The 13,562-nt window shown below is 70.2% G+C and carries 10 protein-coding genes and 1 tRNA gene; 5 read left to right on the top strand and 6 right to left on the bottom strand.

From position 1 onward, the window contains the following. Positions 1-2: 2 nt before the first annotated feature. Together ABZ855_RS06700 and ABZ855_RS06695 are read left to right on the top strand one after the other, a co-directional pair. Positions 3-905: a LysR family transcriptional regulator gene (locus tag ABZ855_RS06700; protein ID WP_360802015.1), complete on the top strand. Its 903-nt coding sequence runs from the start codon at positions 3-5 to the stop codon at positions 903-905. Positions 906-996: 91 nt separating this feature from the next. Then, entirely contained in the window at positions 997-1,356 is a 360-nt protein-coding gene (locus ABZ855_RS06695; protein ID WP_360802012.1) for an MmcQ/YjbR family DNA-binding protein, read from the top strand. Between the two features lie 27 nt (positions 1,357-1,383). Here ABZ855_RS06695 and ABZ855_RS06690 read toward each other — a convergent pair whose 3' ends face one another. Together ABZ855_RS06690 and ABZ855_RS06685 are read right to left on the bottom strand one after the other, a co-directional pair. Further along, positions 1,384-2,280 (bottom strand): transketolase, encoded by an 897-nt coding sequence (locus tag ABZ855_RS06690; protein ID WP_360802009.1) that lies wholly within the window; start codon positions 2,278-2,280, stop codon positions 1,384-1,386. A gap of 94 nt (positions 2,281-2,374) precedes the next feature. Next, entirely contained in the window at positions 2,375-3,106 is a 732-nt protein-coding gene (locus ABZ855_RS06685; protein ID WP_360802006.1) for a transketolase, read from the bottom strand. Between the two features lie 137 nt (positions 3,107-3,243). On the opposite strand from ABZ855_RS06685, the gene ABZ855_RS06680 reads away from it, so the two are divergent. Then, a tRNA-Pro gene (locus ABZ855_RS06680) sits at positions 3,244-3,317 on the top strand. Positions 3,318-3,412: 95 nt separating this feature from the next. Here ABZ855_RS06680 and ABZ855_RS06675 read toward each other — a convergent pair. After that, positions 3,413-4,414, bottom strand: a complete 1,002-nt coding sequence (locus tag ABZ855_RS06675; RefSeq protein WP_360802610.1) for a glycoside hydrolase family 43 protein — start codon at positions 4,412-4,414, stop codon at positions 3,413-3,415. A gap of 181 nt (positions 4,415-4,595) precedes the next feature. Here ABZ855_RS06675 and ABZ855_RS06670 point away from each other — a divergent pair, with 181 nt between their 5' ends. Both ABZ855_RS06670 and ABZ855_RS06665 read left to right on the top strand, forming a co-directional pair. Then, the gene (locus tag ABZ855_RS06670) at positions 4,596-6,494 is read left to right on the top strand and encodes an ABC transporter ATP-binding protein (RefSeq protein WP_360802003.1); all 1,899 of its coding nucleotides are present in this window, start codon (positions 4,596-4,598) and stop codon (positions 6,492-6,494) included. 99 nt (positions 6,495-6,593) lie between these two features. Further along, positions 6,594-9,968: a pyruvate carboxylase gene (locus ABZ855_RS06665; RefSeq protein ID WP_360802607.1), complete on the top strand. Its 3,375-nt coding sequence runs from the start codon at positions 6,594-6,596 to the stop codon at positions 9,966-9,968. Between the two features lie 99 nt (positions 9,969-10,067). On the opposite strand, the gene ABZ855_RS06660 is transcribed toward ABZ855_RS06665, so the two are convergent. The 3 genes from ABZ855_RS06660 to ABZ855_RS06650 form a co-directional block, all read right to left on the bottom strand. Next, positions 10,068-10,595 (bottom strand): NUDIX hydrolase family protein, encoded by a 528-nt coding sequence (locus ABZ855_RS06660; protein ID WP_319202288.1) that lies wholly within the window; start codon positions 10,593-10,595, stop codon positions 10,068-10,070. 93 nt (positions 10,596-10,688) lie between these two features. Further along, entirely contained in the window at positions 10,689-11,408 is a 720-nt protein-coding gene (locus ABZ855_RS06655; protein ID WP_360802000.1) for a response regulator transcription factor, read from the bottom strand. Between the two features lie 43 nt (positions 11,409-11,451). Further along, positions 11,452-13,458: an ABC transporter permease gene (locus ABZ855_RS06650; protein WP_360801997.1), complete on the bottom strand. Its 2,007-nt coding sequence runs from the start codon at positions 13,456-13,458 to the stop codon at positions 11,452-11,454. Positions 13,459-13,562 lie beyond the last annotated feature (104 nt).

The raw sequence follows: 13,562 nt of genomic DNA, 5'->3' as shown, positions 1-13,562 counted from the left end.
GCATGATCGAAGCGCGGCGGCTCCACATCCTGCGTGCGGTGGCCGACCATCGCACGGTGACGGCGGCTGCCGCCGCGCTGTACCTCACCCCCTCCGCCGTCTCCCAGCAGCTCACAGCCCTGGAACAGGAGACCGGCCGCCGACTCGTCGAGCGCGGCGCCAAGGGCGTACGGCTGACCCCGGCCGGCGAGATCCTGCTCGCGCACACCCACCTGGTCCTGGCCCAGCTGGAGCGGGCCGAGGCCGAGCTGGCCGCGTACGACAAGGGCGCCGCCGGCACGGTCACCGTCGCGGCCTTCGCGACCGGCATCGCGCTGGTCGTCGCGCCCGCCCTGGCCCGCCTCGCCGACACCGCCCCCGGAATCCGGCTCCGCGTCCAGGACGCCGAGGGTGACGCCAGTCTGCCGATGGTGCTGGACCGGCAGGTCGACGTCGCGGTGGCCGTCGAGTACCGGGGAGCGCCGCCCGCCGACGATCCCCGTCTCACCCACGTGCCCCTCTACGCCGAGCCCTTCGACGCGGTCGTCCCGGTCACTCACCGTCTCGCCGACGCCCGCGAGGTGCCGCTCGCGGAACTGGCCAAGGACTCGTGGATCGGGCCCTACCCCGGCAATCCCTGCCATGAGGTGGTGGTCCTGGCCTGCGAGAACGCCGGTTTCCGGCCTCGCCTCGAACACTCCTCCGACGACTTCCGCGCGGTCGTGGCCCTCGCCTCTGCCGACGCCGGCGTGGCCCTCGTACCGCGTTCGGCGCTTCGGGGCATGGATCTGACGGGTGTGGTCGTGTGTCCGGTCGACGGGGTCGCCCCCACCCGGAGGGTCTTCGCGGCCGTCCGCAGGGGAGCGGAGGAACACCCGCTGATCCGCCCGGTGTTGGACGCGCTCGGCACGGCCGCCCAGGCGTAGGCACACCCCTTCGCGCAGGGGGTCGAGCACTCCGCCGTCGATCGTGGATCATCGCGGGTGGATGTCAGTGGCATTGGCTACGGTGCGTTGTATGCCGGAAGCCGAAGACGTACGCCGTATCTCCCTCTCCCTGCCGGACACGACGGAGAAGATCGCCTGGAGCATGCCCACGTTCCGGGTCGCCGGGAAGATGTTCGCCACGCTGCCCGAAGACGAGACGTCCATCGCCGTGCGCTGCCCGAAGGACGAGCGCGACGAACTCGTGCTGGCCGAGCCGGAGAAGTTCTGGATCGCCGATCACGAGGCGGGCTTCGCCTGGGTGAGAGTGCGCCTGGCCGCTCTGGAGGACGAGGGCGAACTGCGCGACATCCTCGCCGACTCCTGGCGCCAGGCCGCCCCGCCCCGACTGATCGACGCCTACCCGCAGTTGGGGATGCCGAATGCCGGCTGAACCTGAACTGAAAAGAAAACGGCACGCTCAGGACACGAACCCCTGGATCCGCTCGCGGAGCGTCCGTGCGTCGAGCCCGTGCGCGGCCACGTGCTCCTCGACGTCCCCGTAACGGCGGAGCTCGCGACGGCCCACGCCGAGGCCCAGCACCCGGTGCGGCACATCGTGGAGCGCGTCGTTCACGACGGCCGTCGACGTGCCCGCGAGATACGGCTCGACGAGGACGACGTCCGTGCCCGCCGTCTCCGTGGCCCGGCGCAGCGCGGCCGTGTCGAAGGGCCGTACGGTCGTCGCGTACAGGACGGTGACGTCGAGCCCCTCCGTGGCGTCGAGGACCGCGTCGAGTATCGGCCCGACGGCGATCACGACCCCGGAGCGGCCCTCGCGAACAGTGAGGAACCGTTCGCCGTCGACCGGGAGCCCCTCCCTGTTCGACTGCGTGGAGAGGCGTACGTACACCCTGTCGTCCCCTGCGGCCACGGCGTGCCGCAGTAGCGTCTCGGCCTCGTCGGGGTGTCCCGGCACATGGACGGTCCAGCCGTCCAGGGTGTCGAGAAGGGCCACGTCACCGGGCGCCATGTGCGTGAAGCCGCCCGCGGGCCAGTCGAAGGAGGCGGCGGCGCTCACGAGCACCGCGCCGACGTCCTGATGCCCGAGGTCGAGCTTGACCTGCTCGAAGGGGCGCTCGACGAGGAAGCTCGCGAACGTGTGCATGACGGGACGCAGACCGGTGAGCGCCAGGCCGGCGCCCGTACCGATGAGCAGCTGCTCACGGATGCCCACGTTGATCACCCGGTCGGGATGCCGGGCCTGGGCCTGGGTGAACTGGGCCGTGCCGATCTCGGCGAGTACGACGGCGACACGTGGATCCTCGTCGAGCAGCCGGGAGAGGACGGGGGCGAAACGGTCACGCATGGTGTCCATGGGGGAGTGAATCCCTTCAAGTCTGGGAGGGCGGTGAGGGTGGTGAGGTCGGTGCGGGTGGGCGGGCCGGTTCGGTCGTGTCTGCCCCGCCGGGTCAGTCGGATTTCGGTTCGACCCGCGCCACGACCGCGTGCGGGAGACCCGGGTGGGGTGCGGTGAAGGCGCTGTACAGGGCCTCGTGATCACGGCCGTCCACCGTCGCCGTGGACCAGCCGGCGGCCTCGAAACGGGCGGCGATGCCACCTGGCCTGGCGTGACTGGCGGACGCGTTGTCGACGACGACCGTGTGGAGGCGCTCTAGGCCGGCGGGACCGGCGAAGGCGATCGCCTCGTGGTTGCTGCCCTCGTCCAGTTCGGCGTCGCCGACCAGCACCCACACCGCGGGCCCGTCCAGCCCCTGCGCGCGCAGCCCCAGCGCCGTACCGACCGCGATCGGCAGACCGTGCCCGAGCGAACCGCTGCCGATCTCCACCCCCGGCACGAGCACCCGGTCGGGGTGGTGGCCGAGCGGCGAGTCGTACGAGCCGAACCCCGGCAGCCGGTCCACGGACAGGAAGCCCTTGGCGGCGAGTACCGCGTAGTACGCCATGGGCCCGTGCCCCTTGGACAGCAGGAACCGGTCGCGCCCGGGGTCCGCCATCCCGTCCGGGACGACCCGCAGGACCCGGTCGTAGAGCACCCAGAGGACGTCCAGCGTGGAGGTCGCCGCCGGGCCGTGCTTCTCGTCGCCGGTCATCAGCCCCATGAGGCCGGTCAGCTCGTCGTATGCGTACGTGCGTGTGCCGTGTGTCCGGTTCGGGTCGACATGCGTGGCTGTTGTCGTCATGAGGACGATCGTGCTACCTCAAGCAAACTTGAGGTCAAGCGGCGGCCGGCCGGATAAACAGGTGCGCGACCATCGACCCGAGTGCGGTATTGTTTCCATGCGCGTTCGGCCAGGGGAAACCCCAGGTCAGACAGCATCGGGACGTGGCGCAGCTTGGTAGCGCACTTGACTGGGGGTCAAGGGGTCGCAGGTTCAAATCCTGTCGTCCCGACTTGTGAAAGTCGGAGGTCGGAGGCCGTTTTCCCAGCGATGGGGAGACGGCCTTCGGCGTTTCCGCACAGGTTCCCGTGCCGCCCTAGGGCTCTGTCAGCCGCCGCCGTCGAGGTCGGCGCGTCGGCGGAGTATCCGCAGCTCGTCGCCGAGGACCTCCATCTCGTACAGCTTGCCCCGCGCGTTGTCGAAGGGGCGGTGGACGATCATCATCAGCCGGCCGTCGAACGTGTGGAAGAGCATGCCGTGACCGCTGTCCTCGCGGACCAGCGGCCGGTGCTGCCGCCACGGCCCGGTGAGGTCGCCGGACTTCGAGGTGGCGTAGGTCTGCACATAGCCGCCGCTGAGGTTCCCGTCCCGGCCGACGACGTTCTTCTCGTAGGTCGACCACAGCATGAGCAGGGACCCGTCAGGGGTGCGGTGCAATTGCGGACCGTCCGTGACATAGGGCGGGAGCTGGTTCGGCAGACCTGCCGGGAGTTCCTCGGACAGCCAGAACGCGTCCGAACCCTTGAACAGGAAGACGGGATCCCCGATCGTCCGGGACAGGTCCGGGGCCAGCCGGATCGCTTCCATGGTGCCGTCGATCGTCTGCAGCCACTCGTGCGCGTACACCATCCACGGCTGCCCGGACGGGTCCACATAGAGCGTGCCGTCGAGGGTCATCAGGTTCTCGGGCGGAGTGGGGCGTGAGGCGTCGACGACTGTGAACGGGCCCAGCAGCGACGAGGAGACGGCCGTGATCGTGCCCCGCATGTAGGCCGGGACCTGGAACGGCGTACCCCATTGGTTGGGCGGAGGCACCGGAAGCGGTCTGTTCTCGTTGTGCAGCGTGGTGAACAGGTAGTACCTGCCGTCCCATTCGTGCACCTCCGGTGCCCACGCGCCGTCGGTCGCCCATATCCCCGGCTGCTCGGCGGTCAGGAAGACCACGACGGGCCGCGTCCAGTCGCGCAGGTCACGGCTGCGGTAGACCATCGTGCCGGTGCCGTCCACGCCCGACACGGACGGGTTGTTGGACGTGTAGAGGTGGTAGACGCGGGTGTGCGGGTCGGCTACGACGAACGGATCGTGCAGCGGCATGTCGGGAAGCCGCATCGGCCCGGTGTCGGAGTCAGCCACCGCCGAAGGATACGACGCGCTCTGACGGCAGGCGGGTGGCCGGGAAAAAACGCTTGGACCGCGCGGGCGGCGACGCGGGACAATTCGACCGCTGAAGCATGTGCGTGTTCTCAAGCACCTGCGTGGCGGGGCTGCGGTACGACAACACAGGGCTGGTATGGGATCGCCTGAATCACGCGAGCTTTCACCGGGCAAGGGATCGGTGCTCCTCGCGCTTCGCTATTACGGACGGGAGTTGGCCAGGCTCCGGCGGCTGACGGTACCCGCGATGCTGCTCCCGGCGCTGGGCAACATCGGTATCAACTACATCGCGCCGCTGGTCGTCGCCAAGCTCGTCGGGCGCATCGCCGGGGACGACTCCATCAGCGTCGGCTCGGCGCTTCCCTATGTACTGGGCTTCGCCGGTGTTCTGCTGCTCGCCGAAGTGCTGTGGCGGGTGGGCCTGCACTGTCTGAACCGGGTCGACGCCCGAGGTATCGAGCATCTGTACGTGATCGGCATGGACGAACTGTTCGCCAAGGACGCCGCGTTCTTCCACGACAACTTCGCGGGGTCGCTGACCAAGCGGGTGCTGAGCTTCGCCTCCCGGTTCGAGGAGTTCGTCGACACGCTGACGTTCCAGGTCATCGGCTCTCTGGTGCCACTGGTGTTCGGATCGGTGGTGCTGTGGCGTTACGAACCGCTGCTCGTCGTCGGTCTGTTGACGATGATCGCGCTGACGGGGGTGTGCGTGGTGCCCCTGATCCGGCGCCGCCAGACGCTCGTCGCCAAGCGGGAGGAGGCGATCGCCCGGGTGTCGGGCCATGTCGCCGACAGCCTGATGAACATGGACACGGTCCGCGCGTTCGCCGCCGAGGAACGCGAGGCCGCCGAGCACCGGTCACGGGTCGCGGTGTCGCGGCGGCTCACGCTGAGGTCGTGGGACTACGGGAACCTGCGCATCGACACGCTGGTGGCGCCGCTGTCCGTGCTGACCAACGCCCTGGGCCTGCTGCTGGCGGTCACCCTCGCCGGGGGCGGGCTCGGCGTAGAGGCGGTCGTGGTCGCGTTCACGTACTACTCGAACGCCACCCGGATCATGTTCGAGTTCAACCAGATCTACCGCCGTCTTGAGAGCTCGATGACGGAGGCCGCGCAGTTCACCGAACTGCTGCTGACGAAACCGACCGTGCTCGACCCCACGTCACCGGAGGAACTGGGCTCCCGGGCCGCCGACGTCCGCTTCGAGAACGTCACCTTCGCCCACGCGGGCGCGGATCCGCTCTTCCAGGAACTCGACCTGGCGGTGCCCAGCGGGGCGAAGATCGGTCTCGTCGGCCGCTCCGGCGGAGGCAAGACCACGCTCAGCCGGCTGCTGCTGCGGATGACGGACATCGACGCGGGCCGGATCCTGATCGGCGGCCAGGACATCAGCCGGCTGCGCCAGACGGACCTGCGCAGCCTGATCGCCTACGTCCCGCAGGACCCGGCGATGTTCCACCGCACCCTGCGGGACAACATCGCGTTCGCCCGGCCCGACGCCACCGACGCCGAGATCCGCCGAGCGGCCGAGGCCGCGCACGTCACCGAGTTCGCCGACGCCCTGCCGGACGGCTTCGACACCATGGTGGGCGAGCGCGGAGTCAAACTGTCCGGCGGACAACGCCAGCGGGTCGCACTCGCCAGGGCCATCCTGCGCGACGCGCCGATCCTGCTGCTCGACGAGGCCACCAGCGCCCTCGACTCCGAGAGCGAGCTCCTCGTACAGGAGGCGTTGTGGCGGCTGATGGAGGGGCGGACGGCACTGGTGGTGGCGCACAGGCTGAGCACGGTCGCCACCATGGACCGACTCGTGGTCCTCGACCGCGGCCGGATCATCGAGCAGGGCACGCACCAGGAACTGCTCGCCACGGACGGCGCCTACGCGAAGCTGTGGCAGCACCAGTCGGGAGGCTTCCTCGACGATGCCCTGGACGACGCCCCGGACGACGCCCTCGACGCGAGCGTCGACAACTGCGACGACAAGCGCGTGGATGAGTCCCTTGGCGACAGCCCCGAGCGGGCAGACCTGCGCTGAACGCGCTACCGGTGGGTATGAGTGGCCCGGTTCACATGGCGTGAGCCGGGCCGTACCGACACCATGGTGCGCGTCACCGGCAGGCTGAAGGGATCCAGGATGTTCCGCAAGGTGCTGGTCGCCAACCGTGGTGAGATCGCGATTCGGGCATTTCGTGCCAGCTATGAGCTGGGCGCGAGGACCGTGGCCGTCTTCCCGCACGAGGACCGCAATTCACTGCACCGGTTGAAGGCAGACGAAGCCTATGAGATCGGCCTTCCCGGACACCCGGTGCGCGCCTACCTCTCCGTCGAGGAGATCGTCCGCGCCGCACAGCGGGCCGGCGCCGACGCGGTCTACCCGGGCTACGGGTTCCTTTCCGAGAACCCCGATCTGGCGCGCGCCTGCGAGGAGGCCGGCATCTCCTTCGTCGGACCGAGCGCCGACACGCTGGAGCTGACCGGCAACAAGGCACGTGCGGTGGCCGCCGCCCGCGCGGCCGGCGTACCGGTGCTGGGCTCCTCCGCCCCCTCCACCGACGTGGACGAACTCGTCCGCGCCGCCGAGGAGGTCGGCTTCCCGGTGTTCGTCAAGGCCGTCGCCGGCGGTGGCGGGCGCGGAATGCGGCGGGTCGAGGACCCCGCCCAGCTGCGGGAGTCCATCGAGGCGGCGTCCCGGGAGGCGGCCTCCGCGTTCGGTGACTCCACGGTCTTCCTGGAGAAGGCCGTCGTGGAACCCCGCCACATCGAGGTGCAGATCCTCGCCGACGGCCAGGGCAATGTCATCCACCTCTTCGAGCGCGACTGTTCGGTGCAGCGACGCCACCAGAAGGTGATCGAGCTGGCCCCCGCGCCGAACCTCGACCCGCAGCTGCGCGACCGGATCTGCGCCGACGCCGTGCGCTTCGCCCGGGAGATCGGCTACCGCAACGCGGGCACAGTGGAGTTCCTGCTCGACCGCGAGGGCAACCACGTCTTCATCGAGATGAACCCGCGCATCCAGGTCGAGCACACGGTGACCGAGGAGGTCACCGACGTCGACCTCGTGCAGTCGCAACTGCGCATCGCCTCCGGCGAGACGCTCGCCGACCTGGGACTCTCGCAGGAGACCGTCACCCTGCACGGGGCGGCGCTGCAGTGCCGTATCACCACCGAGGACCCGGCCAACGGCTTCCGCCCCGACACCGGAAGGATCAGCGCCTACCGCTCACCGGGCGGCTCGGGCATCCGGCTCGACGGCGGCACCACCCACGCCGGTACGGAGATCAGCGCGCACTTCGACTCGATGCTGGTCAAACTCACCTGCCGGGGACGCGACTTCGGGACCGCGATCAGCCGCGCCCGGCGTGCCGTGGCCGAGTTCAGGATCCGTGGCGTCGCCACCAACATCCCGTTCCTGCAGGCCGTGCTCGACGACGCGGACTTCCGGGCCGGCCGGGTCACGACCTCGTTCATCGAGCGGCGCCCGCATCTGCTCACGGCACGGCACTCCGCCGACCGCGGCACCAAGCTGCTCACCTACCTCGCCGACGTCACCGTGAACAAGCCGCACGGCGAACGGCCCGAGCTGATCGACCCGGTCGGCAAGATCCCGCCCTTGCCGGACGGCGAACCGCCCGCGGGCTCCCGGCAGCGGCTCGTCGAACTGGGCCCCGAGGGCTTCGCCCGGTGGCTGCGCGCGTCACCGACCATCGGCGTCACCGACACGACGTTCCGCGACGCGCACCAGTCGCTGCTGGCCACCCGGGTGCGCACCAAGGACATGCTCGCCGTCGCCCCCGTGGTCGCGCGGACCCTGCCCGAGCTGCTCTCCCTGGAGTGCTGGGGCGGCGCCACCTACGACGTCGCGCTCCGCTTCCTCGCCGAGGACCCCTGGGACCGCCTGGCCGCGTTCCGTGAGGCCGTACCGAACATCTGTCTGCAGATGCTGCTGCGTGGCCGCAACACCGTGGGCTACACCCCGTACCCGACCGAGGTGACCGACGCCTTCGTCCAGGAGGCCGCGGCCACCGGCATCGACATCTTCCGCATCTTCGACGCGCTGAACGACGTGGGCCAGATGCGGCCCGCCATCGACGCTGTCCGGGAGACGGGCACGGCGATCGCCGAGGTCGCCCTCTGCTACACCTCCGACCTCTCTGATCCGTCCGAGCGGCTGTACACCCTCGACTACTACCTCCGCCTCGCCGAGCAGATCGTCGACGCGGGCGCCCATGTCCTGGCCGTCAAGGACATGGCGGGCCTGCTGCGCGCCCCGGCGGCCGCGACCCTCGTATCGGCGCTGCGCCGGGAGTTCGACCTGCCGGTGCATCTGCACACCCACGACACCGCTGGCGGCCAGCTCGCCACCTACCTCGCCGCGATCCAGGCCGGGGCGGACGCCGTGGACGGCGCTGTGGCGTCGATGGCGGGCACCACCTCGCAGCCGTCGCTGTCGGGCATCGTCGCCGCGACCGACTACTCCGAGCGGTCCACCGGGCTGAGCCTGCAGGCCGTGGGCGACCTGGAGCCGTACTGGGAGAGCGTCCGCAGGATCTACGCACCGTTCGAGGCGGGCCTCGCCTCGCCGACCGGGCGCATCTACCACCACGAGATCCCCGGCGGCCAGCTGTCCAACCTGCGCACCCAGGCGGTCGCGCTGGGCCTCGGCGACCGCTTCGAGGCGATCGAGGCGATGTACGCCGCCGCCGACCGCATCCTCGGCCGGCTGGTGAAGGTCACCCCTTCGTCGAAGGTGGTCGGCGACCTCGCGCTCCATCTGGTGGGCGCCGATGTCTCCCCGGCCGACTTCGAGGCCACCCCGAACAGGTTCGACATCCCCGACTCGGTCATCGGCTTCCTGCGCGGCGAGCTGGGCAACCCGCCCGGCGGCTGGCCGGAGCCGTTCCGCACGAAGGCGCTGGAGGGCCGTGCCGCGCCCAGGCCCATGACGGAACTGACCGCCGACGACCGTACCGGGCTGGCGAAGGACCGGCGCGCAACGCTCAACCGGCTGCTGTTCCCCGGGCCGACGCGCGAGTTCGAGACGCACCGTCAGAACTACGGCGACACCAGCGTGCTGGACAGCAAGGACTTCTTCTACGGGCTGCGGCCGGGCAAGGAGTACGCCGTCGACCTCGAGCCGGGCGTGCGGCTGCTCATCGAACTGGAGGCCGTGGGCGAGGCCGACGAACGCGGTATGCGTACGGTGATGTCGACCCTCAACGGCCAACTGCGGCCCATCCAGGTGCGCGACACCGCCGTGTCCTCCGACATCCCGGCGACCGAGAAGGCGGACCGGGCCAACCCCGGGCACGTCGCCGCACCGTTCGCCGGAGTGGTGACCCTCGCCGTCGCCGAGGGGGACGAGGTCGCGGTCGGCGCCACGGTCGCCACCATCGAGGCGATGAAGATGGAGGCCGCGGTCACCGCGTCGAAGGCCGGGAGGGTGACGAGGCTGGCCATCAACAGGATCCAGCAGGTGGAAGGCGGCGATCTGCTCGTCGAGATCGCCTGAACCTCGAGAAAGGGCCGGTGGACCACCACCGGCCCTTTCTCGTGCGCGAAAAACTTGGGTCGGCCTGCCGTTCCCGGGAGTTGATGGTGCGTCCGGAGGTCAGGACAGACGGCCGACGTGGGCCAGGGCCTGCTTGAGAAGGACTCCCTGACCACCCGGCATCTCGTTCTGGACCAAGGGGGAAGAGGCCTCCTCCGGGCTGAACCACACCAGATCCAGGGCGTCCTGACGGGGACGGCAGTCTCCGGCCACCGGGACGATGTAGGCGAGGGACACCGCGTGCTGGCGGGGGTCGTGGAACGGGGTGACACCCAGCGTCGGGAAGTACTCCGCGATGGTGAAGGGCTGCGGGGAGGCAGGGACCCTCGGCAGCGCCACCGGGCCGAGGTCCTTCTCCAGGTTGCGCAGCAGGGCGTCGCGCACCCGCTCGTGGTGCAGGACGCGACCCGAGACCAGAGCGCGGCTGACCGTGCCGTCCGATCCGATGCGCAGAAGCAGGCCGATGCTGGTGACTTCGCCGTTGTCGTCGACGCGCACCGGTACGGCTTCGACATAAAGGATCGGCATCCGTGCGCGAGACTGCTCGAGCTCGTCGGGTGCCAGCCAGCCGGGCGTGGTTTCGATCATGTCAGACATTGGCTGATCGTACTTTCAACTCGTCCTGTTTCCGCATAGCCGCTCCACGTCGAACGCGCCACATCCGGGTGACCGGCCGCGCTCTCAGAGGGCGTCGGGGCGCGCGTACCCGTTCTGCCACGCCCAGGCCGCGATCTCCACCCGGTTCCGCGCTGCCAGCTTCAGCTGCACGCTCGACAGATGCGTCTTGACCGTGGAGAGGGAGACATGCAACGAGCCGGCGATCTCCGCGTTCGTACGGCCGAGGGCGACCAGCCGGACCACGTCGAGTTCGCGGTCGGTGAGCGGTTCCTTGAGAGTCGCCGCGGAGACCGGGGACGGTGGCGGGCCCGGTGGGCGGAACCCGGTGCTCTGCGGGGCGGTGATGTGCTGGAGCAGCCGCACGGTGATCGACGGCGACACCAGGGAGTCACCGGCCGCGGCGGCCCGTACCGCCTCCGCGAGGAGGGTGGGCCCCGAGTCCTTCAGCAGGAACCCGCAGGCGCCGCCGCGCAGGGCCCCGTACACGTACTCGTCGAGGTCGAAGGTGGTGACCACGACGACCCGCATGGGGTCGGCGACGCCGGGTCCCGCCAGCAGCCGGGTCGCCTCCAGGCCGTCCAGTCTGGGCATCCGGATGTCCAGCAGGCACACGTCCGGACGCTCACGGCGGGCCAGCGCCACGGCCTCCTCGCCGTCGGCGGCCTCGGCGACCACGGTGATGTCGGGCTGGGCGTCGAGAAAGAAACGGAAACCCGTACGGACCATGTCCTGGTCGTCCGCGATCAGGACACGAATCGGGGGGCTGGGCGGGTCGGGGGTCATGGCTCGATCATGCCTCAAGGGTGGGAGGGGTCGTCCTTCTCGCTCAGTCCGCCGTCTGCGCCGCATCCGCGGTGACCGACCGCAGCAGTGGTCTGCTCGCTCCGATCGCCGCGAACATGGCCAGGGCGCCCACCGTCACACACACCGCCAGCGTCACCGCACCGGAGGTGCTGATCGTGCTGTCGAACATCTCGTTCACCTTGAACGCGGCGTAGACACCGGCGCCGGTGGTACCGCCGGCCAGCACGACCAGCGGCAGGACCGTCTCGCGGAACCTGGCCCGGTCGAGGAGCCTCAAAGGGGTGCCGGCCAGCCGCAGCAGGGCGTAGACGCGGCGCCGGTCGAGCACGTTCGCGGCGGCGGTCAGTCCGGCGGAGGCGGTCGCGACGAGGAAGCTCACCGCGAGGGCGGCGGTACCGAGTTCGCCCAGGCGTTCGGTGAAGGTGTGGTTCTCGGCGTTGGCGTACTCCTCGGTGTACGGCAACTGGCCGGGCACCAGGTTCGACAGGGCGGTGACGGCGGTGTCGAGTCGCGCGGTACCGCCGGAGACGTGCACGAGCACGCCGGGGGTGCCGCCGAGTATCGCCTCGTCACCGTCGCCCGCGGTGACGGTCGCCTTCACCCCGGCCGCGTCGAGCAGCGTACGGGCCTCGGCCGTGGCAGCGCGGGCCGTGGCCGTGCTGGTCGTGGGTACGGCGATCTGGCCGGGAAAGCGGTAGTCGTCGATACCCACGTTGCCCACGGTGAAGAACCCCGCCACGAACCCGGCCAGGACCAGCCCGCTGACGGTGCGCCAGGCACCGCGCGGGTCGTCACTGAGCCGACGTGCCGCGAGCAGGGTCGCCGGCCGACGGGCGAAGTGGGCGGTGATCCGGCCGAGCCGGTCCACGACCCACGGACCGAGGAGCCAGAAGCCGCCGTAGAACAGGAGCAGCATCGCAAGCTGCTGACGTTCGCTCGCGCCGCCCGACGAGGTCGTCACATAGATGTAGAGCAGCACCGCGGCGAAGAGGACAAGGCGGATGATTCGGGTGTTGCGCGGGTTCGCCTGCTGGGCCACACCCAGCGGGGAGGTCGCCACCTGGCGCAGCGTCATCATGGCGCTCACCGCGATGAGGCCGGCCACGCATGCCACGATCCCCAGCAACCAGGGAAGTCCCACCCAGAGTTGACCGGTGTGCCAGGTGCCGATGCCGAACGGGATCTCCGCGAGCGCGGGCAGCAGCAGACAGTAGGCCAGCGCACCGGTCAGCGCCCCGGCCGCGCCGACGACCGCCGACTCCAGGCCGGTCATCGCGAGGATCTGGCGAGGAGTCGCTCCCGCGAGCCGAAGCGCCGCGAGCCGTTGCTCACGGCGGGCCGTACCGAGTCGTCCGGCGGCGGCCGCGAGCACGATCACGGGGACGGCGACGATGGCCACGCCGATCGACACCGCGGGCTTGTCCGCCGAGGTGAACAAACTGACGCTGCTCCCGTCGAAGCCGGAGATCACCGCGCGTTCGGTCTGGCCGCTGAACTGGCCGAAGATGCCGAGCGGTTCGGCCGTGCCGGAGACCGCGGGGTCGGACGCCGTCTTCCCCACGACGGCCACGAGCTCCTCGGGCGCCGCGAGACCGGCTTCGCCGATGGTGCCGTACGAGGACACCTTCGGGAATCGGTCGGCCAGTCGGTTCGCCGGTGTCCTGTGCAGCAGGTCGGACAGAGCGGGGGAGACATACACCTGCCCGGGTTTCGGGAACCCGGTGAACCCCGGGGGCGCCGGAGTCGCACTGCGGCCGGGCAACTGGGCCAGCGTCACGACGGTGATCGGCCGGTCGCCGAGGTACGTCGTGCCGAGCGTCTGTACGGCGGTGCCGTGCCGGTCGGGCAACGGTGTGCGCCAGGCGGTGGCGTGGGCGCGGGCGTCGCTGCCGAAGTAGGCGGCCGTCAGCACCAGCAGGATCAGCGCGCCGACGGCCGCGGCGCCGGCTGACAGCAACTGGCTGTGCAGGCCACGCCGACCGGAGCGGCGAGCGAGAAACCACGTCAACTGTGGGACGGGCGAGGACATGAGGGCTCCGGGTTGATCGGGAGGGGCATGGCCCTGGTGGGGTAGGGCAGAAGACGGTGAGGGTGTTCTCCGGCATGGGAGCAGGACAGGTCAGGGCAGCCCAT

The sequence above is a fragment of the Streptomyces sp. NPDC047042 genome (genome assembly GCF_040644035.1).
Taxonomy (GTDB): Bacteria; Actinomycetota; Actinomycetes; order Streptomycetales; family Streptomycetaceae; genus Streptomyces.
Note: the sequence above shows the minus strand (reverse complement) of the source record. Positions and strands in the feature narration are given on the sequence as shown.